This is a genomic window from Pseudomonas sp. IT-93MI4 (assembly GCF_949767635.1).
Taxonomy (GTDB): domain Bacteria; phylum Pseudomonadota; class Gammaproteobacteria; order Pseudomonadales; family Pseudomonadaceae; genus Aquipseudomonas; species Aquipseudomonas putida_A.
This window is the reverse complement of record NZ_CATKPP010000058.1, coordinates 298,163-320,736: the sequence shown is the minus strand read 5'-3', so window position 1 is coordinate 320,736 and position 22,574 is coordinate 298,163. Positions and strand designations below refer to the sequence as shown.

20 protein-coding genes and 4 tRNA genes are annotated in these 22,574 nt (G+C 55.2%); all 24 read left to right on the top strand.

What is annotated here, in order from left to right:
• Nucleotides 1-72 precede the first annotated feature (72 nt).
• The 24 genes from birA (at nucleotide 73) to rplW (ending at nucleotide 22,568) form a co-directional block, all read left to right on the top strand.
• On the top strand, nucleotides 73-1,026 hold the full coding sequence (gene birA / locus ACM6I7_RS27615) for a bifunctional biotin--[acetyl-CoA-carboxylase] ligase/biotin operon repressor BirA (RefSeq protein ID WP_183786271.1): 954 nt from the start codon (nucleotides 73-75) through the stop codon (nucleotides 1,024-1,026).
• Nucleotides 1,016-1,765 carry a pantothenate kinase gene (locus tag ACM6I7_RS27610; RefSeq protein ID WP_027614312.1) on the top strand — a complete coding sequence of 250 codons (750 nt, stop codon included), beginning with the start codon at nucleotides 1,016-1,018 and terminating at the stop codon, nucleotides 1,763-1,765. The genes birA and ACM6I7_RS27610 overlap by 11 nt, the downstream gene beginning before the upstream one ends.
• A 7-nt stretch (nucleotides 1,766-1,772) precedes the next feature.
• Nucleotides 1,773-2,210 (top strand): hypothetical protein, encoded by a 438-nt coding sequence (locus ACM6I7_RS27605; RefSeq protein WP_027614313.1) that lies wholly within the window; start codon nucleotides 1,773-1,775, stop codon nucleotides 2,208-2,210.
• 142 nt (nucleotides 2,211-2,352) lie between these two features.
• Nucleotides 2,353-2,437: transfer RNA gene (locus ACM6I7_RS27600), tRNA-Tyr, on the top strand.
• Between the two features lie 24 nt (nucleotides 2,438-2,461).
• Nucleotides 2,462-2,535 (top strand) — tRNA-Gly (locus ACM6I7_RS27595).
• Nucleotides 2,536-2,561: 26 nt separating this feature from the next.
• Nucleotides 2,562-2,637: transfer RNA gene (locus ACM6I7_RS27590), tRNA-Thr, on the top strand.
• A gap of 84 nt (nucleotides 2,638-2,721) precedes the next feature.
• Nucleotides 2,722-3,915, top strand: coding sequence for an elongation factor Tu (tuf, locus tag ACM6I7_RS27585; RefSeq protein ID WP_024014521.1), 1,194 nt, complete (start codon nucleotides 2,722-2,724; stop codon nucleotides 3,913-3,915).
• A 53-nt stretch (nucleotides 3,916-3,968) separates the two neighbouring features.
• A tRNA-Trp gene (locus ACM6I7_RS27580) sits at nucleotides 3,969-4,044 on the top strand.
• Nucleotides 4,045-4,089: 45 nt separating this feature from the next.
• Nucleotides 4,090-4,458: a preprotein translocase subunit SecE gene (secE, locus tag ACM6I7_RS27575; protein WP_041074957.1), complete on the top strand. Its 369-nt coding sequence runs from the start codon at nucleotides 4,090-4,092 to the stop codon at nucleotides 4,456-4,458.
• 9 nt (nucleotides 4,459-4,467) lie between these two features.
• Nucleotides 4,468-5,001: a transcription termination/antitermination protein NusG gene (nusG, locus tag ACM6I7_RS27570; protein WP_025113545.1), complete on the top strand. Its 534-nt coding sequence runs from the start codon at nucleotides 4,468-4,470 to the stop codon at nucleotides 4,999-5,001.
• Between the two features lie 117 nt (nucleotides 5,002-5,118).
• Entirely contained in the window at nucleotides 5,119-5,550 is a 432-nt protein-coding gene (gene rplK, locus ACM6I7_RS27565; protein ID WP_003228756.1) for a 50S ribosomal protein L11, read from the top strand.
• The gene (gene rplA, locus ACM6I7_RS27560; protein ID WP_003228754.1) at nucleotides 5,550-6,245 is read left to right on the top strand and encodes a 50S ribosomal protein L1; all 696 of its coding nucleotides are present in this window, start codon (nucleotides 5,550-5,552) and stop codon (nucleotides 6,243-6,245) included. Before rplK ends, rplA begins: the two co-directional genes overlap by 1 nt.
• Before the next feature lie 198 nt (nucleotides 6,246-6,443).
• The gene (gene rplJ / locus ACM6I7_RS27555) at nucleotides 6,444-6,944 is read left to right on the top strand and encodes a 50S ribosomal protein L10 (protein ID WP_003228752.1); all 501 of its coding nucleotides are present in this window, start codon (nucleotides 6,444-6,446) and stop codon (nucleotides 6,942-6,944) included.
• Between the two features lie 74 nt (nucleotides 6,945-7,018).
• Nucleotides 7,019-7,384 (top strand): 50S ribosomal protein L7/L12, encoded by a 366-nt coding sequence (rplL, locus tag ACM6I7_RS27550; protein ID WP_007962228.1) that lies wholly within the window; start codon nucleotides 7,019-7,021, stop codon nucleotides 7,382-7,384.
• Between the two features lie 221 nt (nucleotides 7,385-7,605).
• Nucleotides 7,606-11,679 (top strand): DNA-directed RNA polymerase subunit beta, encoded by a 4,074-nt coding sequence (rpoB, locus tag ACM6I7_RS27545; RefSeq protein WP_027614262.1) that lies wholly within the window; start codon nucleotides 7,606-7,608, stop codon nucleotides 11,677-11,679.
• Between the two features lie 63 nt (nucleotides 11,680-11,742).
• Nucleotides 11,743-15,942: a DNA-directed RNA polymerase subunit beta' gene (gene rpoC / locus ACM6I7_RS27540; protein ID WP_027614261.1), complete on the top strand. Its 4,200-nt coding sequence runs from the start codon at nucleotides 11,743-11,745 to the stop codon at nucleotides 15,940-15,942.
• Between the two features lie 215 nt (nucleotides 15,943-16,157).
• Complete coding sequence (gene rpsL, locus ACM6I7_RS27535; RefSeq protein WP_003186084.1) at nucleotides 16,158-16,529, top strand: 30S ribosomal protein S12; 372 nt, start codon at nucleotides 16,158-16,160, stop codon at nucleotides 16,527-16,529.
• Nucleotides 16,530-16,636: 107 nt separating this feature from the next.
• A complete protein-coding gene (gene rpsG, locus ACM6I7_RS27530) occupies nucleotides 16,637-17,110 on the top strand; it encodes a 30S ribosomal protein S7 (RefSeq protein ID WP_003228745.1) in 474 nt (157 codons plus the stop codon).
• A 30-nt stretch (nucleotides 17,111-17,140) separates the two neighbouring features.
• Nucleotides 17,141-19,246: an elongation factor G gene (gene fusA, locus ACM6I7_RS27525; protein ID WP_007962223.1), complete on the top strand. Its 2,106-nt coding sequence runs from the start codon at nucleotides 17,141-17,143 to the stop codon at nucleotides 19,244-19,246.
• Between the two features lie 31 nt (nucleotides 19,247-19,277).
• The gene (gene tuf, locus ACM6I7_RS27520) at nucleotides 19,278-20,471 is read left to right on the top strand and encodes an elongation factor Tu (RefSeq protein WP_024014521.1); all 1,194 of its coding nucleotides are present in this window, start codon (nucleotides 19,278-19,280) and stop codon (nucleotides 20,469-20,471) included.
• A gap of 158 nt (nucleotides 20,472-20,629) precedes the next feature.
• Nucleotides 20,630-20,941: a 30S ribosomal protein S10 gene (rpsJ, locus tag ACM6I7_RS27515; protein ID WP_003186070.1), complete on the top strand. Its 312-nt coding sequence runs from the start codon at nucleotides 20,630-20,632 to the stop codon at nucleotides 20,939-20,941.
• Nucleotides 20,942-21,021: 80 nt separating this feature from the next.
• Nucleotides 21,022-21,657 carry a 50S ribosomal protein L3 gene (gene rplC / locus ACM6I7_RS27510; RefSeq protein ID WP_003228738.1) on the top strand — a complete coding sequence of 212 codons (636 nt, stop codon included), beginning with the start codon at nucleotides 21,022-21,024 and terminating at the stop codon, nucleotides 21,655-21,657.
• Between the two features lie 12 nt (nucleotides 21,658-21,669).
• A complete protein-coding gene (rplD, locus tag ACM6I7_RS27505; RefSeq protein WP_003228735.1) occupies nucleotides 21,670-22,272 on the top strand; it encodes a 50S ribosomal protein L4 in 603 nt (200 codons plus the stop codon).
• Nucleotides 22,269-22,568: a 50S ribosomal protein L23 gene (gene rplW, locus ACM6I7_RS27500; protein ID WP_002555488.1), complete on the top strand. Its 300-nt coding sequence runs from the start codon at nucleotides 22,269-22,271 to the stop codon at nucleotides 22,566-22,568. Before rplD ends, rplW begins: the two co-directional genes overlap by 4 nt.
• Nucleotides 22,569-22,574: the final 6 nt, after the last annotated feature.

Genomic DNA, 22,574 nt, shown 5'->3' with positions numbered 1-22,574 from the left:
GGTGCGCTTGATTTCTATGCAATCGCCCGGCTCATGGCTATTATTCGGACCTCATTGTGAGGCGAGACCTGCATGCTGACGTTGTTGAATCTATTAAAGGATGGTCGATTCCATTCCGGCGAGGCTCTGGGGGTTACCCTGGGAATCAGTCGAAGTGCGGTGTGGAAGCAGCTTCAGCATCTTGAGGCTGAGCTCGGGTTGTCCATAAACAAAGTCCGGGGCAGAGGCTATCAACTGGCTGCACCCTTGACGCTCCTCGACCCCCTGAAGATTAGTGCCTTAGCAGCGGTTTGGCCGATTACAGTCTTTGATTCCATCGATTCCACTAACGCAGAGGCGCTTCGCGCGATCAATCAGGGTCGAGCGGCGCCGTTTCTGGTATTGGCCGAACGACAGATTTCCGGTCGCGGTCGCAGAGGCCGCAAATGGGTAAGCCCTTTTGCTGAAAATCTCTACTACAGCCTGGTCCTGCGCATTGAAGGTGGCATGCGCCAGCTTGAGGGCTTGAGTCTGGTGGTCGGTTTGGCTGTTATGCATGCCCTGCGAAAGCTGGGGGTGGCGGGCGCAGGGTTGAAGTGGCCCAACGATGTGCTGGTCGGGAACAAGAAAATCGCCGGTATTCTTCTTGAGCTAGTAGGGGATCCGGCAGATGTTTGCCATGTGGTGCTGGGTATAGGCATTAATGTGAACATGCAGGTTGCTGAGGAAGTTGACCAGCAATGGACGTCAATTCGACTCCAGACGGGTCAAACCTGCGATCGCAACGTCTTGGTGGCTGAGCTGAGCGACCAACTGCGCGGTTATATCCAGCGTCATCAGGTCCATGGTTTCTCTGCGTTCCAGGAGGAATGGGAAAAGGATCACATGTGGCAAGGTCGCCCGGTTTCTTTGGTTGCGGGCGTTAGTCATATAGAAGGCGTAGTGCTTGGTATTGATAGCCAGGGTGCGCTGCGCTTGAAGGTGGACGGCGTGGAAAAAGTATTTAGTGGTGGTGAGCTCAGTCTGAGGTTGCGTGATGATTCTTGAGCTCGACTGTGGGAATAGCTTTATCAAGTGGCGCGTATTGAATACGGCTGCTGGTGGTCTTTTCGCGGAAGGTGTTGTCGACTCGGATCAGGCTCTGGTGGATAGCTTGTGTGCATTTGAGAGCCTGTCGTTGCGCAAATGTCGGTTGGTCAGCGTAAGAACCAGTGAAGAAACTGCTGCGCTCACCCGAATTCTCGAGCAGACGTTCGGCATCTCGGTCGTTTGCGCAAAGTCGGCCAGTGAAATGTCTGGTGTCAGGAATGGCTATGACGACTATGAACGCTTGGGGCTGGATCGCTGGTTGGCGATGCTCGGTGGCTTTCATCTGGCTGCCGGCGCCTGTCTGATTCTGGATTTCGGCACTGCTGTGACAGCCGATTTTATTAATGCCGAAGGAGAGCACCTTGGAGGATTCATTTGCCCAGGGATGCCCTTGATGCGTAACCAATTACGTACACATACCCGGAAAATCCGTTATGGGGACTTGGCTGCCGAAAAAGCGTTGACGAGCCATGCTCCGGGGCGCAGTACCGTCGAGGCGGTGGAGCGAGGGTGCTCTTTAATGTTGAGAGGTTTCGTTCTGACCCAGATGGAAATGGCTCGATCCTATTGGGGGGAGCGCTTTGCTGTCTTTATTACCGGTGGCGATGCTGGATTGGTGGCGGACGTCGTGCCTGATGCTCGGATCGTCCCTGACCTGGTATTTGTAGGGTTGGCGATGGCGTGTCCTTTAACTTGAGGTTTGTATGCGTTGGTTGTTCCTGCTGCTCGTTGTTCTCAATGTGTTCTATTACGTCTGGCATCAGCAGGAGGCGCCCTTGCGTGCAAAAGATGTCACTCCTCTCAGCATGTACCGCGGGTCCCAGCAAGATATTCGCTTATTGAGTGAGGCGACTGGTGACTCGGCGGGAGTGCAAGGCGCGCGCCATGCCGGACAGGAGTGTCTGTTTTTGGGTGGTTTGACTCAAGAAAGCAGCCTTTCCGCGCTACAGATGCGTCTAGCGGGCATGAGTGTGAAGGTTCAGGCATCGCAAAAGGATCTTCCCGAGCCTGGATATTGGTTGCGCATTGCGCCCGAGAGCCAGCGTTTATTGGGGGATGTGCAGTTGCAGAACCTTTCCAAGGAATTCAATGAGTTAAAACATAAAATAATGCTGTGTGAGGGGGTTGCACCGCTGGAATAGTTTGCATAGAATGGCGCCCGCTCCACAGCGAACACCTAAACAGGTTGTCAAAGCGGAGCGGTGTCAACGCAGCTAACCTCAGGTTTTTAATGAGAAAATGCTTGACAGAAGGTCGGCATAGTATAGAATGCCGGCTCGCTTAGGAGGGGTTCCCGAGCGGCCAAAGGGATCAGACTGTAAATCTGACGTCTACGACTTCGAAGGTTCGAATCCTTCCCCCTCCACCATTTTTAGCGTGAGCTGCAAGCTCCGCGGGTATAGTTTAGTGGTAGAACCTCAGCCTTCCAAGCTGATGATGCGGGTTCGATTCCCGCTACCCGCTCCAAGTTTGCAGGTTGTGCAAAGTGTTACGCTCTTGTAGCTCAGTTGGTAGAGCACACCCTTGGTAAGGGTGAGGTCAGCGGTTCAAATCCGCTCAAGAGCTCCATATAACAAGGCAGATATGAAAATATCTGCCTTTGTTTTAATGGTAGATATCGTTCGTCTAATTCTTCTGTTGAGGGTGTTATCGATGGCTAAGGAAAAATTTGATCGTTCCCTGCCCCACGTCAACGTAGGGACCATTGGTCACGTTGACCACGGTAAAACCACTCTGACCGCTGCTCTGACTCGCGTCTGCTCCGAAGTTTTCGGTTCGGCCGTAGTTGAATTCGACAAGATCGACAGCGCTCCAGAAGAAAAAGCTCGCGGTATCACCATTAACACCGCTCACGTTGAGTATAACTCGACTATTCGTCACTACGCTCACGTTGACTGCCCAGGTCACGCTGACTACGTGAAGAACATGATCACCGGTGCTGCTCAGATGGACGGCGCGATCCTGGTTTGCTCGGCCGCTGATGGTCCGATGCCACAGACTCGTGAGCACATCCTGCTGTCCCGTCAGGTCGGCGTTCCGTACATCGTGGTTTTCCTGAACAAGGCTGACCTGGTAGACGACGCTGAGCTGCTGGAGCTGGTTGAGATGGAAGTTCGCGACCTGCTGTCCACTTATGACTTCCCGGGCGACGACACTCCGATCATCATCGGTTCGGCTCGTATGGCGCTGGAAGGCAAAGACGACAACGAAATGGGCACCACTGCCGTTCGTAAACTGGTTGAAACTCTGGATACCTACATCCCAGAACCAGTTCGTATGATCGACAAGCCATTCCTGATGCCAATCGAAGACGTATTCTCGATCTCGGGTCGCGGTACTGTTGTGACTGGTCGTATCGAGCGCGGTATCGTTCGCGTTCAAGATGCACTGGAAATCGTTGGTCTGCGTGACACCACCACCACCACCTGCACCGGTGTTGAGATGTTCCGCAAGTTGCTCGACGAAGGTCGTGCTGGCGAGAACTGCGGCGTTCTGCTGCGTGGTACCAAGCGTGACGACGTTGAGCGTGGTCAGGTTCTGGTTAAGCCAGGTTCGGTTAAGCCGCACACCAAGTTCACCGCAGAAGTTTACGTTCTGAGCAAGGAAGAAGGCGGTCGTCACACTCCGTTCTTCAAAGGCTACCGTCCACAGTTCTACTTCCGTACTACTGACGTGACTGGTAACTGCGAGCTGCCAGAAGGCGTTGAAATGGTAATGCCAGGTGACAACATTCAGATGACTGTTACCCTGATCAAAACCATCGCGATGGAAGATGGTCTGCGTTTCGCTATCCGTGAAGGCGGTCGTACCGTCGGCGCTGGCGTCGTAGCTAAAATCATCGAATAAGCGGTTGTAATGTATTTTTCGGGCCGGCATAATGGTCGGCCTGATTTTGTTTTAGGTCAGTAGCTCAATTGGCAGAGCGACGGTCTCCAAAACCGTAGGTTGGGGGTTCGATTCCCTCCTGACCTGCCAGATTCACTCGGTGTGTCTGGCTTTCTTTTCACAGGATCTTCATAGATGACTCCTAAGGCTGAAGCTCAAGGCTCTCGCTTCGATCTGCTCAAGTGGCTTGTAGTAGCTGCTTTGGTGGTTGTTGGCGTTGTTGGCAATCAGTATTACGCTGCTTCGCCGATCCTGTACCGTGTACTCGCTTTGCTCGTAATTGCTGCTGTAGCTGCCTTTGTAGGCTTGCAGACTGCAAAGGGCAAGTCGTTCTTTGTACTGGTTAAGGAAGCGCGCACCGAGATTCGTAAAGTCGTATGGCCAACTCGCCAGGAAACCACGCAGACAACGTTGATCGTTGTTGCTGTGGTTATCGTTATGGCGTTGCTGTTGTGGGGTGTTGATTCCCTGCTCGGCTGGCTTGTTTCCTTGATTGTCGGCTAAGGGTGTCCCGTGGCTAAGCGTTGGTACGTTGTGCATGCTTACTCGGGTTACGAGAAGCATGTCATGCGCTCGCTGATTGAGCGCGTTAAGCTGGCTGGCATGGAAGATGGCTTCGGCGAAATTCTGGTTCCCACTGAAGAAGTGGTTGAAATGCGTAATGGCCAGAAGCGCAAAAGCGAACGCAAGTTCTTCCCAGGCTATGTGCTGGTACAGATGGATATGAATGAGGGTACTTGGCACTTGGTCAAGGATACTCCTCGGGTGATGGGCTTCATTGGCGGTACCGCCGACAAGCCTGCTCCAATCACCGACAAAGAGGCGGAAGCCATTCTGCGTCGCGTGGCTGATGGTAGCGATAAGCCGAAACCGAAGACTCTGTTTGAGCCGGGTGAGGTAGTTCGTGTTACTGACGGTCCATTCGCTGACTTTAACGGCACCGTCGAAGAAGTTAACTACGAAAAGAGCCGTGTCCAGGTGGCAGTGCTTATTTTCGGTCGCTCTACTCCGGTAGAGTTGGAGTTCAGTCAGGTCGAAAAGGTCTAGCTGAACAAGCATCCCAACCCCGCAGCCCTAGGCTGTGGGGTTTTGTCGTCACTGGGATAAACGCGCAAGTAACCGGGGAGCCTTTCGAGGCGTTCGAACCCGTAATTGGAGTGCCTCATGGCCAAGAAGATTACCGCTTACATCAAGCTGCAAGTGAAGGCCGCTCAGGCTAACCCAAGCCCACCTGTTGGTCCTGCTCTGGGTCAGCACGGCGTGAACATCATGGAATTCTGCAAGGCTTTCAACGCCCGTACTCAGGGTCTTGAAGCAGGTCTGCCGACTCCAGTGATCATCACTGTCTACAGCGACCGTAGCTTCACTTTCGAAACCAAATCCACCCCTGCTTCGGTTCTGCTGAAGAAGGCGGCCGGTCTGACCAGCGGTTCCGCTCGTCCGAACACCGTTAAGGTTGGCACTGTTACCCGTGCTCAGCTGGAAGAAATCGCGAAAACCAAAAACGCGGATCTGACTGCAGCTGATATGGATGCAGCCGTGCGTACTATCGCCGGTTCTGCTCGTAGCATGGGCCTTAACGTGGAGGGTGTGTAATGGCTAAGCTGACCAAGCGTCAAAAGGCTATCGCCGGCAAAATCGAAGCAGGCAAGGCCTACAACATTGTAGACGCTGCTGCTCTGCTGGCTGAGCTGTCGACTGTCAAGTTCAGCGAGTCGTTCGACGTTGCTGTAAACCTGGGTGTAGACCCGCGTAAATCCGACCAGGTTGTTCGTAGCGCTACTGTGCTGCCACACGGCACTGGCAAGACCGTTCGCGTTGCTGTGTTCACCCAGGGTCCAGCTGCTGAGGCCGCTCTGGCTGCCGGCGCTGACCGTGTAGGTATGGACGACCTGGCTGCCGAAATGAAAGGCGGCGACCTGAACTATGACGTAGTGATCGCATCCCCGGATGCCATGCGCGTTGTAGGTCAGCTGGGTCAGATCCTCGGTCCACGTGGCCTGATGCCTAACCCGAAAGTCGGCACCGTAACTCCAGACGTAGCTACCGCGGTTAAAAACGCCAAGGCTGGTCAGGTTCGTTATCGCACCGACAAAAACGGCATCATCCACACTTCCGTTGGCAAGATCGGCTTCGATGCCGTCAAGCTGAAGGAAAACGTTGAAGCCCTGATCGCTGATCTGAAGCGTATCAAGCCAGCTTCCTCGAAAGGTATTTACGTCAAGCGCGTTACCCTGAGCACCACTATGGGCCCAGGTCTGGTTATCGACCAGAGCTCGCTGGACGCGTAAGACAAAGGTTGGCGCGATTATTCGCGCCAATTGAAAGATTGGGGTCCCTGCCTGGCGGGGGCTATCCAAGACCGTAGGCGGCGCAAGCCTTAAACCACAAGCCTACGCAGATGGTGCTCCCGGTTCCTTACCGAATCAGACACCAAAACGACATTCGGTTTCGACCGAGTGAAACGGTAACAAGCAGGAGTTAAACCCGTGGCAATTAATCTCGAAGACAAGAAGGCCATCGTCGCTGAAGTCAACGAGGCTGCCAAAGTCGCTCTGTCCGCTGTCGTGGTTGATGCCCGTGGCGTAACAGTAGGCGCAATGACCGGACTCCGTAAAGAGGCTCGTGAAGCTGGCGTTTACGTACGTGTTGTACGTAACACCCTGCTCAAGCGCGCAGTTGCTGACACTGAATACAGTGTCCTCAACGACGTGTTCACCGGCCCGACCCTGATTGCATTCTCGAACGAACATCCGGGCGCTGCTGCCCGTATCTTCAAAGAGTTTGCCAAGGGTCAGGACAAGTTCGAGATCAAGGCAGCTGCGTTCGAGGGCAAGTTCCTCGCAGCTAATCAGATCGACGTACTGGCAACTCTGCCGACCCGTGACGAAGCAATTTCTCAGCTGATGAGCGTGATTCAAGGCGCTACCAGCAAGTTGGCTCGTACTCTGGCGGCAATTCGCGACCAGAAAGAAGCTGCCGCAGCCTAAGGCTCGTCAACTTCTCGCGTTTTTTGTTTATTTCGATGGTCGCGTAGGCCGTCCCCCAATTCAGGAATTGAGTCATGTCTCTGACTAACGAACAAATCATCGAAGCAATCGGCCAGAAATCCGTAGTGGAAATCGTTGAGCTGATCAAAGCGATGGAAGAAACCTTCGGTGTTACCGCTGCTGCTGCTTCGGCTGGCCCAGCTGTAGCTGCTGCTGCTGTTGAAGAGCAAACCGAGTTCAACGTTGTTCTGCTGGAAGCTGGCGAGAAGAAGGTTAACGTGATCAAGGCAGTTCGTGAACTGACCGGTCTGGGCCTGAAAGAAGCCAAAGAGAAAGTAGACGGCGCTCCTCAGGTTGTAGCTGAAGGCGTTTCGAAAGAAGCTGCTGAAGACGCCAAGAAGAAGCTGGAAGAAGCAGGCGCTAAAGTCGAGCTGAAATAAGTATCGACTTTGCTCCTCCAGCCCGAGCGTCAAGCGACAGGCTGATGGCTGGTGGCTCTTGCCACCGGCCTTTTTCCGTTATTGGCAGCCGACTGGGTCGGTGCTGATAAAGGCGCTGTAACCACCCGATGCGGTGGCGCAAACCATGGGGTTTGCACGATTTTCTGGCTGCTCCCGTCGGGAGGGGCCAAACAAGCAGGTGACCAAGCTGGGGAACGCTGATGGCTTACTCATATACTGAGAAAAAACGTATCCGCAAGGACTTTAGCAAGTTGCCGGACGTCATGGATGTGCCGTACCTCCTGGCCATCCAGCTGGATTCGTATCGTGAATTCTTGCAAGCGGGAGCGACTAAAGATCAGTTCCGCGACGTGGGCCTGCATGCGGCCTTCAAATCCGTTTTCCCGATCATCAGCTACTCCGGCAATGCTGCGCTGGAGTACGTCGGTTATCGCCTGGGCGAACCGGCATTTGATGTCAAAGAATGCGTATTGCGCGGTGTAACTTTCGCCGTACCTTTGCGGGTAAAAGTGCGCCTGATCATTTTCGACAAAGAATCGTCGAACAAAGCGATCAAGGACATCAAAGAGCAAGAAGTCTACATGGGCGAAATCCCATTGATGACTGAGAACGGTACCTTCGTAATCAACGGTACCGAGCGTGTTATCGTTTCCCAGCTGCACCGTTCCCCGGGCGTGTTCTTTGACCACGACCGCGGCAAGACGCACAGTTCCGGTAAACTGCTGTACTCCGCGCGCATCATTCCTTACCGCGGTTCGTGGCTGGACTTCGAGTTCGACCCGAAAGACTGCGTGTTCGTGCGTATCGACCGTCGTCGCAAGCTGCCGGCCTCGGTGCTGCTGCGCGCGCTCGGCTACACCACCGAAGAAGTGCTGGACGCTTTCTACACCACCAACGTATTCCACGTTAAAGGCGAAGGCCTGAGCCTGGAACTGGTGCCGCAGCGTCTGCGCGGTGAAGTAGCTGTCCTCGATATCCAGGACGATAAAGGCAAGGTTATTGTCGAGCAGGGCCGTCGTATTACTGCCCGCCACATCAACCAGCTGGAAAAGGCCGGGATCAAAGAGCTGGACGTGCCTCTGGACTACGTCCTGGGTCGCACCACCGCCAAGGTCATCGTGCATCCGGCTACCGGCGAAATCCTGGCAGAGTGCAACACCGAGCTGTCGACCGAAGTCCTGGCGAAAATCGCCAAGGCCGGCGTTGTTCGCATCGAAACTCTGTACACCAACGACATCGACTGCGGTCCGTTCATCTCCGACACGCTGAAGATCGACTCCACCAGCAACCAATTGGAAGCACTGGTCGAGATCTATCGCATGATGCGTCCAGGCGAGCCGCCGACCAAAGACGCTGCCGAAACCCTGTTCAACAACCTGTTCTTCAGCCCTGAGCGCTATGACCTGTCTGCGGTCGGCCGGATGAAGTTCAACCGTCGTATCGGTCGTACCGAGATCGAAGGTTCGGGCGTGTTGTGCAAGGAAGACATCGTCGCGGTCCTGAAGACTCTGGTCGACATCCGTAATGGTAAAGGCATCGTCGATGACATCGACCACCTGGGTAACCGTCGTGTTCGCTGCGTAGGCGAAATGGCCGAGAACCAGTTCCGCGTTGGCCTGGTACGTGTTGAGCGTGCGGTCAAAGAGCGTCTGTCGATGGCTGAAAGCGAAGGCCTGATGCCGCAAGACCTGATCAACGCCAAGCCAGTGGCTGCGGCGGTAAAAGAGTTCTTCGGTTCCAGCCAGCTCTCGCAGTTCATGGACCAGAACAACCCGCTGTCCGAGATCACCCACAAGCGTCGTGTCTCTGCACTCGGCCCTGGCGGTCTGACTCGCGAGCGCGCAGGCTTTGAAGTCCGTGACGTACACCCGACTCACTACGGTCGTGTATGCCCGATTGAAACGCCGGAAGGTCCGAACATCGGTCTGATCAACTCCCTGGCTGCTTATGCCCGCACCAACCAGTACGGTTTCCTGGAAAGCCCGTACCGTGTGGTGAAAGAGGGTGTAGTCACCGACGAGATCGTGTTCCTGTCCGCCATTGAAGAAGCCGATCATGTGATCGCGCAGGCTTCGGCGACCATGAACGAGCAGAAAGTCCTGATCGACGAACTGGTAGCCGTACGTCACCTGAACGAATTCACCGTCAAGGCGCCGGAAGACGTCACCCTGATGGACGTTTCGCCGAAGCAGGTAGTTTCGGTTGCAGCGTCGCTGATTCCGTTCCTCGAGCACGACGACGCCAACCGTGCGTTGATGGGTTCGAACATGCAGCGTCAGGCTGTACCAACCCTGCGCGCTGACAAGCCGCTGGTAGGTACCGGCATGGAGCGTAACGTGGCCCGCGACTCCGGCGTTTGCGTCGTGGCTCGTCGTGGCGGCGTGATCGACTCCGTTGATGCCAGCCGTATCGTGGTTCGTGTTGCTGATGACGAAGTTGAAACTGGCGAAGCTGGTGTCGACATCTACAACCTGACCAAATACACCCGCTCGAACCAGAACACCTGCATCAACCAGCGTCCGCTGGTGAGCAAGGGTGATCGCGTTCAGCGTAGCGACATCATGGCTGACGGCCCGTCCACCGACATGGGTGAACTGGCACTGGGTCAGAACATGCGCATCGCGTTCATGGCATGGAACGGCTTCAACTTCGAAGACTCCATCTGCCTGTCCGAGCGTGTGGTTCAGGAAGACCGCTTCACCACGATTCACATTCAGGAACTGACCTGTGTGGCTCGTGACACCAAGCTTGGCCCAGAGGAAATCACTGCGGACATCCCGAACGTGGGTGAGGCTGCACTGAACAAGCTGGACGAAGCCGGTATCGTTTACGTAGGTGCTGAAGTAGGCGCAGGCGACATCCTGGTCGGTAAAGTCACTCCGAAAGGCGAGACCCAACTGACTCCGGAAGAAAAACTGCTGCGTGCGATCTTCGGTGAAAAAGCCAGCGACGTTAAAGACACCTCCCTGCGTGTACCTACCGGTACCAAAGGTACTGTCATCGACGTACAGGTCTTCACCCGCGACGGCGTTGAGCGTGATGCTCGTGCTCTGTCGATCGAGAAGTCCCAGTTGGACGAGATCCGCAAGGATTTGAACGAAGAGTTCCGTATCGTAGAAGGCGCGACCTTCGAACGTCTGCGCTCCGCTCTGGTAGGCCACAAGGCTGAAGGCGGCGCCGGTCTGAAGAAAGGTCAGGACATCACCGACGAAGTTCTCGACGGTCTTGAGCATGGTCAGTGGTTCAAACTGCGCATGGCTGAAGATGCTCTGAACGAGCAGCTCGAGAAGGCTCAGGCCTACATCGTTGATCGTCGCCGTCTGCTGGACGACAAGTTCGAAGACAAGAAGCGCAAACTGCAGCAGGGCGATGACCTGGCTCCAGGCGTGCTGAAAATCGTCAAGGTTTACCTGGCAATCCGTCGTCGCATCCAGCCGGGCGACAAGATGGCCGGTCGTCACGGTAACAAAGGTGTGGTCTCCGTGATCATGCCGGTTGAAGACATGCCGCACGATGCCAATGGCACCCCGGTCGACGTCGTCCTCAACCCGTTGGGCGTACCTTCGCGTATGAACGTTGGTCAGATCCTTGAAACCCACCTGGGCCTCGCGGCCAAAGGTCTGGGCGAGAAGATCAACCGGATGGTCGAAGAGCAGCGTAAAGTCGCTGAACTGCGTACCTTCCTGGACGAGATCTACAACCAGATCGGCGGTCGTAACGAAGATCTGGATAGCTTCTCCGATCAGGAAATCCTGGATCTGGCGAAAAACCTGCGTGGCGGCGTTCCAATGGCCACTCCAGTGTTCGACGGCGCCAAGGAAAGCGAAATCAAGGCCATGCTGAAACTGGCAGACCTGCCGGAAAGCGGCCAAATGCAGCTGACTGACGGCCGTACCGGCAACAAGTTCGAGCGTCCAGTTACCGTTGGCTACATGTACATGCTGAAGCTGAACCACTTGGTAGACGACAAGATGCACGCGCGTTCTACCGGTTCGTACAGCCTGGTTACCCAGCAGCCGCTGGGTGGTAAGGCACAGTTCGGTGGTCAGCGTTTCGGGGAGATGGAGGTCTGGGCACTGGAAGCATACGGTGCCGCTTACACTCTGCAAGAAATGCTCACAGTGAAGTCGGACGATGTGAACGGCCGTACCAAGATGTACAAAAACATCGTGGATGGCGATCACCGTATGGAGCCGGGCATGCCCGAGTCCTTCAACGTGTTGATCAAGGAAATTCGTTCCCTCGGCATCGATATCGATCTGGAAACCGAATAACACGTGACGCGATCGAGAGCGGGGCAGGACTGCCCGCTCTCTGCTCCGCCAGGAGGAAAGGCCTTGAAAGACCTACTGAATTTGCTGAAAAACCAGGGTCAAGTCGAAGAGTTCGACGCCATCCGTATCGGATTGGCCTCGCCTGAGATGATCCGCTCGTGGTCGTTCGGTGAAGTTAAAAAGCCGGAAACCATCAACTACCGTACGTTCAAACCTGAGCGTGACGGTCTGTTCTGCGCCAAGATCTTTGGCCCGGTAAAGGATTACGAGTGCCTGTGCGGTAAGTACAAGCGCTTGAAGCACCGTGGTGTGATTTGCGAGAAGTGCGGCGTTGAAGTCGCACTGGCCAAGGTTCGTCGTGAGCGCATGGCGCACATCGAACTGGCTTCGCCGGTTGCCCACATCTGGTTCCTGAAATCGCTGCCGTCCCGTATCGGCCTGCTGATGGACATGACCCTGCGTGATATCGAACGCGTTCTCTACTTCGAGAGCTACGTCGTTATCGATCCGGGCATGACCACCCTTGAAAAAGGTCAGCTGCTGAACGACGAGCAGTACTTCGAAGCGCTGGAAGAGTTCGGTGATGACTTCGACGCCCGCATGGGTGCTGAAGCTGTCCGTGAACTGCTGCACGCTATCGACCTGGAGCATGAGATTGGCCGTCTGCGCGAAGAGATTCCGCAAACCAACTCGGAAACCAAGATCAAGAAGCTGTCCAAGCGTCTGAAGTTGATGGAAGCCTTCCAGGGTTCCGGCAACCTGCCAGAGTGGATGGTGCTGACCGTTCTGCCGGTTCTGCCGCCAGATCTGCGTCCACTGGTCCCGTTGGATGGCGGTCGTTTCGCGACTTCCGACCTCAACGATCTGTATCGTCGAGTGATCAACCGTAACAACCGTTTGAAGCGCCTGTTGGATCTGTCCGCTCCGGACATCATCGTGCGCAACGAAAAGCGTATGTTGCAGGAAGCTGTCGATGCACTGCTCGACAACGGTCGTCGTGGCCGCGCTATCACCGGTTCGAACAAGCGTCCTCTGAAATCCCTGGCTGACATGATCAAGGGTAAGCAAGGTCGTTTCCGTCAGAACCTGCTCGGTAAGCGTGTTGACTACTCCGGTCGTTCGGTAATTACCGTAGGCCCGACCCTGCGTCTGCACCAGTGCGGTCTGCCGAAGAAGATGGCTCTCGAGCTGTTCAAACCGTTCATTTTCGGCAAGCTGGAAATGCGTGGTCTCGCGACCACCATCAAAGCGGCCAAGAAGATGGTCGAGCGCGAGCTGCCAGAGGTTTGGGACGTTCTCGCTGAAGTGATTCGCGAACACCCGGTTCTTCTCAACCGTGCACCGACCCTTCACCGTCTGGGTATCCAGGCGTTTGAACCGGTACTGATCGAAGGTAAGGCTATCCAGCTGCACCCTCTGGTCTGCGCCGCGTACAACGCCGACTTCGACGGCGACCAAATGGCCGTGCACGTACCGCTGACGCTGGAAGCCCAGCTCGAAGCGCGCGCGTTGATGATGTCGACCAACAACATTCTGTCGCCAGCCAACGGTGAGCCAATCATCGTTCCGTCGCAGGACGTTGTATTGGGTCTGTACTACATGACTCGTGAAGCGATCAACGCCAAGGGCGAAGGTCGTGTGTTCGCGGATCTGCAGGAAGTTGACCGTGTGTTCCGTGCCGGCGAAGCCGCACTGCACGCCAAGGTCAAGGTTCGTATCAACGAAACCGTCAACGACCGTGACGGCAACAGCGTGAGCAACACTCGTATCGTCGACACCACTGTCGGCCGTGCGCTGCTGTTCCAGGTTGTGCCAAAAGGTCTGTCGTACGATGTCGTCAACCTGCCGATGAAGAAAAAGGCGATCTCCAAGCTGATCAACCAGTGCTACCGCGTGGTTGGTCTGAAAGAGACCGTGATCTTCGCTGACCAGTTGATGTACACCGGTTTCGCTTACTCGACCATCTCCGGCGTTTCCATCGGTGTTAACGACTTCGTTATCCCGGACGAAAAAGCCCGCATCATCGGTGCAGCCACCGACGAAGTGAAAGAGATCGAGAGCCAGTACGCCTCCGGCCTGGTAACCCAGGGCGAGAAGTACAACAAAGTGATCGACCTTTGGTCGAAGGCGAACGACGAAGTTTCCAAGGCGATGATGGCTAACCTCTCGAAAGAGAAAGTCATCGACCGTCACGGTGATGAAGTCGACCAAGAGTCCTTCAACTCGATGTACATGATGGCCGACTCGGGTGCGCGGGGTTCCGCAGCACAGATTCGTCAGCTGGCCGGTATGCGTGGTCTGATGGCCAAGCCGGACGGTTCCATCATTGAAACGCCGATTACTGCGAACTTCCGTGAAGGTCTGAGCGTACTTCAGTACTTCATCTCGACTCACGGTGCTCGTAAAGGTCTGGCGGATACCGCGTTGAAAACTGCGAACTCCGGTTACCTGACTCGTCGTCTGGTAGACGTGGCGCAGGATCTGGTTGTAACCGAGATCGATTGCGGCACCGAACACGGTCTGCTGATGACTCCGCACATTGAAGGCGGTGACGTTGTAGAGCCGTTGGGTGAGCGCGTACTGGGTCGTGTTATTGCCCGTGACGTATTCAAGCCAGGCACCGAGGACGTCATCGTTCCTGCCGGTACCCTGGTAGACGAGAAGTGGGTCGAGTTCATCGAGCTGAACAGCATCGACGAAGTGATCGTGCGTTCGCCGATCAGCTGCGAAACCCGCTATGGCATTTGCGCCAAGTGCTACGGCCGTGATCTGGCTCGTGGTCACCAGGTGAACATCGGTGAAGCGGTCGGCGTTATCGCTGCCCAGTCCATCGGTGAGCCGGGTACCCAGCTGACGATGCGTACGTTCCACATCGGTGGTGCGGCAAGCCGTACTTCCGCAGCCGACAGCGTTCAGGTGAAGAATGGCGGTACTGTCCGTCTGCACAACCTGAAACACGTTGAGCGAGTGGATGGCCACCTGGTTGCCGTGTCCCGTTCCGGTGAGCTGGCAATCGCTGATGACTTCGGTCGTGAGCGTGAGCGTTACAAGCTGCCGTACGGTGCTGTGATTTCGGTTAAAGAAGGTGACAAGGTCGACGCTGGCGCAATCGTGGCCAAGTGGGATCCGCACACTCACCCGATCGTTACCGAAATGAAAGGTACCGTGACCTACGTGGGCATGGAAGAAGGCATCACGATCAAGCGTCAGACTGACGAATTGACCGGTATGACCAACATTGAAGTACTCGACGCGAAAGATCGTCCAGCTGCGGGCAAAGAAATCCGTCCAGCAGTGAAGATGGTCGACGACAACGGCAAGGATCTGTTGCTGCCAGGCACTGACGTTATCGCTCAGTACTTCCTGCCAGCCAACGCCCTGGTCGGTGTTGCGGACGGTGCGAAGATCGCGATCGGTGACGTTATCGCTCGTATCCCGCAAGAAACTTCGAAAACTCGCGACATCACCGGTGGTCTGCCGCGTGTTGCCGACCTGTTCGAAGCTCGTCGTCCGAAGGAAGCGTCGATTCTGGCTGAAGTCAGCGGCACCATCGCGTTCGGTAAAGAGACCAAAGGCAAGCGCCGTCTGGTCATTACCCCGAACGACGGTAGCGATCCGTACGAAGAGCTGATTCCGAAGTGGCGTCACCTGAACGTGTTCGAAGGTGAACAGGTAAACCGCGGCGAAGTTATCTCCGATGGTCCAAGCGATCCGCACGACATCCTGCGTCTGCTGGGTGTGAGCGCGCTGGCCAAGTACATCGTGAACGAGATCCAGGACGTTTACCGTCTGCAAGGCGTGAAGATCAACGACAAGCACATCGAGACCATCCTGCGTCAGATGCTGCGTAAAGTTGAGATCTCCGAGTCCGGCGATTCCAGTTTCATCAAGGGCGACCAGATGGAGCTGACTCACGTACTGGTAGAGAACGAGCGTCTGAGCGCGGAAGACAAGTTTGTCTCCAAGTTCACTCGCGTTCTGCTGGGTATCACCAAGGCGTCGTTGTCGACCGAATCGTTCATCTCGGCGGCTTCCTTCCAGGAAACCACTCGCGTACTGACCGAAGCGGCAGTCACCGGCAAGCGCGACTACCTGCGCGGCCTGAAAGAAAACGTGGTTGTGGGTCGTCTGATCCCGGCCGGTACCGGCCTGGCGTACCACAGCGAGCGCAAGCGTCGTCGTGATGCAGACAAGCCGTTGCGCGTAAGCGCCAGTGAAGTGGAAGCTGCACTGACCGAAGCGCTGAACTCGAGCGGTAACTGAGTTCTGCGGTAACTAAGCTGAGGCCCTGATCGCTCCGTTCGTCGAATCGAGACAAATTGTCAAGGTTCGACGGGCGGGGAGGTCGGGGCCTTGCCTTGACTGGGGACAAGATCCTCTTTAGACTCTTGATCCCCTAAATTTGGCGGGAATCCGTTCCTGTCATTTTGCTTTTCTTGCAAGACAATAGCGTCGCAAGACAACAGTGGAGCTAGTAGATGGCAACTATCAACCAGCTGGTACGTCAGCCGCGTAAGCGTATCGTCGAGAAATCCGACGTGCCTGCGCTGCAGAACTGCCCGCAGCGTCGTGGCGTGTGCACCCGTGTGTACACCACTACGCCGAAAAAACCTAACTCGGCACTGCGTAAAGTATGCCGTGTGCGTCTGACCAACGGTTTCGAGGTTTCCTCGTACATCGGTGGTGAAGGCCACAACCTGCAAGAGCACAGCGTGGTACTGATCCGCGGCGGTCGTGTAAAAGACTTGCCAGGTGTTCGTTACCACACCGTTCGCGGCTCCTTGGATACTTCCGGCGTTAAAGGCCGTAACCAGGGTCGTTCGAAGTACGGTACCAAGCGTCCGAAGTAATCGGTCGTTTTGCAGATTTTCATTTTATTGAGTCGATAAGAGTAAGGTCGGGCTTGCATCCACTGGATCTGTCCCGAACTAACCTGAAGACCGCTTGAGGGCTTATCATGCCAAGACGTCGCGTAGCAGCAAAGCGTGAGATTCTGGACGATCCGAAATACGGAAGCCAGATCCTCGCCAAATTCATGAACCACGTTATGGAAAGCGGCAAGAAAGCCGTTGCCGAACGTATTGTTTATGGTGCCCTGGAAACCGTGAAGGCTCGTAAGGCCGGCACCGATCCCCTGGAACTCTTCGAAAAAGCACTCGACGCCATCGCTCCGCTGGTCGAAGTGAAGTCGCGCCGCGTTGGTGGTGCTACTTACCAGGTTCCGGTCGAGGTTCGTCCTTCCCGCCGTAACGCTCTGGCAATGCGCTGGTTGGTAGACTTCGCCCGTAAGCGTGGCGAGAAGTCTATGGCTCTGCGCTTGGCTGGCGAACTGCTGGATGCTGCTGAAGGTAAAGGTGCTGCTGTTAAGAAGCGTGAAGACGTGCACCGTATGGCCGAAGCCAACAAAGCTTTCTCGCACTACCGCTTCTAATTTTAGCTTCACTAATTTTGCGAGGGCTTTATGGCTCGTACTACTCCGATTAGTCGCTACCGTAACATCGGTATCGTCGCTCACGTGGATGCTGGTAAAACCACCACCACCGAGCGCGTCCTTTTTTACACTGGCAAAAGTCACAAAATGGGCGAGGTGCATGACGGCGCCGCGACCACAGACTGGATGGTTCAGGAGCAGGAGCGTGGTATTACCATTACTTCTGCTGCCATTACCGCCTTCTGGAAAGGTTCCGAGAAGCAGTACCCGCACGAGCACCGTTTCAACGTCATCGATACCCCGGGCCACGTAGACTTCACCATTGAAGTTGAACGTTCCCTGCGCGTACTCGACGGCGCTGTCGTTGTATTCTGCGGTACTTCGGGTGTTGAGCCTCAGTCGGAAACCGTATGGCGTCAAGCCAACAAATACGGCGTTCCACGTCTTGTTTACGTAAACAAGATGGATCGTGCTGGTGCCAACTTCCTGCGCGTGATCGGTCAGATCAAACAGCGTCTGGGTCACACTCCGGTGCCGATTCAGCTGGCTATCGGTTCGGAAGACAACTTCCAGGGCCAGATCGACCTGATCAACATGCAGGCTGTTTACTGGAACGACTCTGACAAGGGTATGGTTCCTGTTCGCAAGGAAATCCCTGCGGACATGCTCGAGCTGGCTACTGAGTGGCGCAGCAACATGGTTGAGGCTGCGGCCGAAGCCAGTGAAGAGCTGATGAACAAGTACCTGGAAGGCGAAGAGCTGTCGATCGAAGAGATCAAGGCCGCTCTGCGTCAGCGCACTATCGCTGGCGAAATCGTTCTGGCTGTGTGCGGTTCGTCGTTCAAGAACAAGGGCGTTCCCCTGGTTCTCGACGCCGTTATCGACTTCCTGCCTGCTCCAACCGACATTCCAGCTATCAAGGGCTCGAACCCTGATAACGAGGAAGAGGAAATGGAGCGTCACGCAAGTGATGACGAGCCGTTCGCGGCACTGGCGTTCAAAATCGCTACCGACCCATTCGTGGGTACTTTGACCTTCGTCCGTGTTTACTCGGGCGTGTTGAACTCCGGCGACGGCGTGATCAACTCGGTTAAAGGCAAGAAAGAGCGCGTGGGCCGTATGGTGCAAATGCACGCAAACGCCCGTGAAGAGATCAAGGAAGTACGCGCTGGCGACATCGCGGCCCTGATCGGCATGAAGGACGTCACCACTGGTGAAACCCTCTGCAACGCTGACAAGCCAATCATTCTGGTTCGCATGGACTTCCCGGAGCCGGTTATTTCGGTTGCCGTAGAGCCTAAGACCAAGGATGACCAGGAAAAAATGGGTATCGCACTGGGCAAGCTGGCTCAGGAAGACCCGTCTTTCCGCGTTAAAACTGATGAAGAGACTGGTCAAACGATCATCTCCGGCATGGGCGAGCTGCACCTGGACATCCTGGTTGACCGGATGCGCCGTGAGTTCAACGTCGAAGCCAACATCGGCAAGCCTCAGGTTTCGTATCGTGAGCGCATCACGAAGAACTGTGAAATCGAAGGCAAGTTCGTTCGTCAGTCCGGTGGTCGCGGCCAGTTCGGTCACTGCTGGATCCGTTTTGCTCCTGCTGACGAAGGTCAGGAAGGTCTGCAATTCGTGAACGAAGTTGTAGGTGGTGTGGTTCCTAAGGAATACATCCCGGCTATCCAGAAGGGTATCGAAGAGCAGATGAAGAACGGCGTTGTTGCCGGCTATCCGCTGATCGGCCTGAAGGCTACCGTGTTCGATGGTTCTTACCACGACGTCGACTCCAACGAGATGGCGTTTAAAGTGGCTGCTTCCATGGCGACCAAGCAACTGGCCCAGAAGGGCGGTGGTGAGTTGCTCGAGCCGATCATGGCGGTAGAGGTTGTTACGCCTGAAGACTATATGGGTGATGTAATGGGCGACCTTAACCGTCGTCGCGGCATGATCCAGGGTATGGAAGACACAGTGTCCGGCAAGGTTATCCGTGCCGAGGTTCCACTGGGTGAGATGTTCGGTTATGCGACCGACGTTCGTTCCATGTCCCAGGGTCGCGCAAGCTACTCTATGGAATTCAAAAAATACGATACGGCTCCGTCGCACATCGTCGAATCCGTAACCAAAAAACAAGGCTGATTCAGCCCCTTTAGGCTAGGAGTTAATTGTCGTGGCTAAAGAAAAATTTGATCGTTCCCTACCGCACGTCAACGTTGGCACCATCGGTCACGTTGACCACGGTAAAACCACTCTGACCGCTGCTCTGACTCGCGTCTGCTCCGAAGTTTTCGGTTCGGCCGTAGTTGAATTCGACAAGATCGACAGCGCTCCAGAAGAAAAAGCTCGCGGTATCACCATCAACACCGCTCACGTTGAGTACAACTCGACTATTCGTCACTACGCTCACGTTGACTGCCCAGGTCACGCTGACTACGTGAAGAACATGATCACCGGTGCTGCCCAGATGGACGGCGCGATCCTGGTTTGCTCGGCCGCTGATGGTCCGATGCCACAAACCCGTGAGCACATCCTGCTGTCCCGTCAGGTAGGCGTTCCGTACATCGTGGTTTTCCTGAACAAGGCTGACCTGGTAGACGACGCTGAGCTGCTGGAACTGGTTGAGATGGAAGTTCGCGACCTGCTGTCTACTTATGACTTCCCAGGCGACGACACTCCGATCATCATCGGTTCGGCTCGTATGGCGCTGGAAGGCAAAGACGACAACGAAATGGGCACCACTGCCGTTCGTAAGCTGGTTGAAACTCTGGATACCTACATCCCAGAACCAGTTCGTATGATCGACAAGCCATTCCTGATGCCAATCGAAGACGTATTCTCGATCTCGGGTCGCGGTACTGTTGTGACTGGTCGTATCGAGCGCGGTATCGTTCGCGTTCAAGATGCACTGGAAATCGTTGGTCTGCGTGACACCACTACCACCACCTGCACCGGTGTTGAGATGTTCCGCAAGCTGCTCGACGAAGGTCGTGCTGGCGAGAACTGCGGCGTTCTGCTGCGTGGTACCAAGCGTGACGACGTTGAGCGTGGTCAGGTTCTGGTTAAGCCAGGTTCGGTTAAGCCGCACACCAAGTTCACCGCAGAAGTTTACGTTCTGAGCAAGGAAGAAGGCGGTCGTCACACTCCGTTCTTCAAAGGCTACCGTCCACAGTTCTACTTCCGTACTACTGACGTGACTGGTAACTGCGAGCTGCCAGAAGGCGTTGAAATGGTAATGCCAGGTGACAACATTCAGATGACTGTTACCCTGATCAAAACCATCGCGATGGAAGACGGTCTGCGTTTCGCTATCCGTGAAGGCGGTCGTACCGTCGGCGCTGGCGTCGTAGCCAAAATCATCGAGTAATTCTCTTTTATAGAGTCTGCTTGATGAAGTGAAAAAGCCCCCGCTCAGCGGGGGCTTTTTTATTGGGTTGACACCTATCTGGGGCGTCTATAGAATTGCGCCTCCTTTTAACGGGCGTATTGCGCCCGGTGGGAATAGCAGCCGGAGTCTGAAATCCAATGCAAAATCAGCAAATCCGTATCAGGTTGAAGGCTTTCGACCATCGCCTGATCGACCAATCAACCCAGGAAATCGTGGAAACCGCGAAACGTACTGGTGCTCAAGTGCGTGGTCCAATTCCACTGCCTACCCGTAAAGAGCGGTTCACCGTTCTGGTTTCCCCGCACGTCAACAAAGACGCGCGTGACCAGTACGAAATCCGCACTCATAAGCGCGTTCTGGACATCGTCCAGCCAACGGATAAAACCGTTGATGCTCTTATGAAGCTTGATCTTGCGGCCGGTGTGGAAGTGCAGATCAGCCTCGGCTAAGACTCGGTCTTGGTCGTGTAACGCTCTGAAATGGGCGGCCATAGCGGGTGAAAGCCCCGTACACTCATGAGGTTTACAACATGACTATTGGTGTAGTCGGTCGTAAATGCGGTATGACCCGTATTTTCACCGAAGAAGGTGTCTCCATTCCGGTCACGGTCATTGAGATCGAGCCGAATCGCGTCACCCAGTTCAAAACTGAAGAGACCGATGGCTATCGTGCAGTGCAAGTCACTGTCGGCGAGCGTCGTGCTTCGCGTGTAACAGCAGCTCAAGCTGGTCACTTCGCTAAAGCGAACGTTGCCGCTGGTCGCACCACCATGGAATTCCGTCTTGAAGAAGGCGAGTACCAGGCTGGCGATCTGATCAACGCTGAAATCTTCGCCGCTGGTCAACTGGTTGATGTAACCGGTCAGTCCAAGGGTAAAGGCTTCCAGGGTACGATCAAGCGTTGGAATTTCCGCGGGCAAGATAACACCCACGGTAACTCCGTATCCCACCGCGTCCCAGGCTCTATCGGCCAGTGCCAGACTCCTGGTCGTGTATTCAAGGGCAAAAAAATGTCCGGTCATATGGGCGCTGAGCGCGTGACCGTGCAGTCCCTGGAAGTAGTGCGCGTGGACGCTGAACGCAATCTGTTGTTGGTCAAGGGCGCTGTTCCTGGCGCTACTGGCGGCAACCTGGTTGTACGTCCAGCAGCCAAGGCTCGCGGTTAAGGGGAAGCTGACATGCAATTAAATGTAAATGACGCTCAAGCGATCGAAGTTTCCGAACTGACATTTGGCGGCGAGTTCAACGAGACGCTGGTTCACCAAGCAGTCGTGGCCTACATGGCCGGCGGCCGTCAAGGTAGCAAGCAGCAAAAGACCCGTTCCGACGTTCGTGGTGGCGGTAAGCGCCCATGGCGTCAGAAAGGTACTGGCCGTGCTCGTGCCGGTACTATCCGTAGCCCAATCTGGCGTGGCGGCGGTACCACTTTCGCAGCTCGTCCACAGGATCACTCCCAGAAGCTGAACAAGAAGATGTATCGCGCAGCAATGCGTTCCATCCTTGCTGAGCTGGTGCGTACTGATCGTTTGGTCGTGGTTCAGGATTTCGCTGTTGAAACTCCGAAAACCAAAGATCTGCTGGGCAAGCTGAACAACATGAGCCTGACCGATGTTCTCATCGTGTCGGACGCTGTTGATCAGAACCTGTACCTGGCTGCTCGTAACCTGCCACACGTAGATGTACGTGACGTGCAAGGTTCCGATCCAGTTAGTCTGATCGCATACGACAAGGTGTTGATCACCGTGTCGGCCGTGAAGAAATTCGAGGAGCTGCTGGGATGAACCAGGAACGCGTATTTAAAGTTCTGCTTGGCCCGCACGTTTCCGAGAAGGCTACGGTTCTGGCAGACAAGAAAGGCCAGTTCGTTTTCAAGGTTGCTACTGATGCAACCAAGCTGGAAATCAAGAAGGCCGTCGAAAGCCTGTTCAGCGTGAAAGTAGAGCGCGTCACTACCCTGAACGTTCTGGGTAAGAGCAAGCGCACTGCTCGCGGTCTGGGCAAGCGTAATGACTGGAAGAAGGCAGTTATCTCCCTTCAGCCAGGCCAAGATCTCGATTTCAGCAGCAGTGCTGAGTAAGGAAGG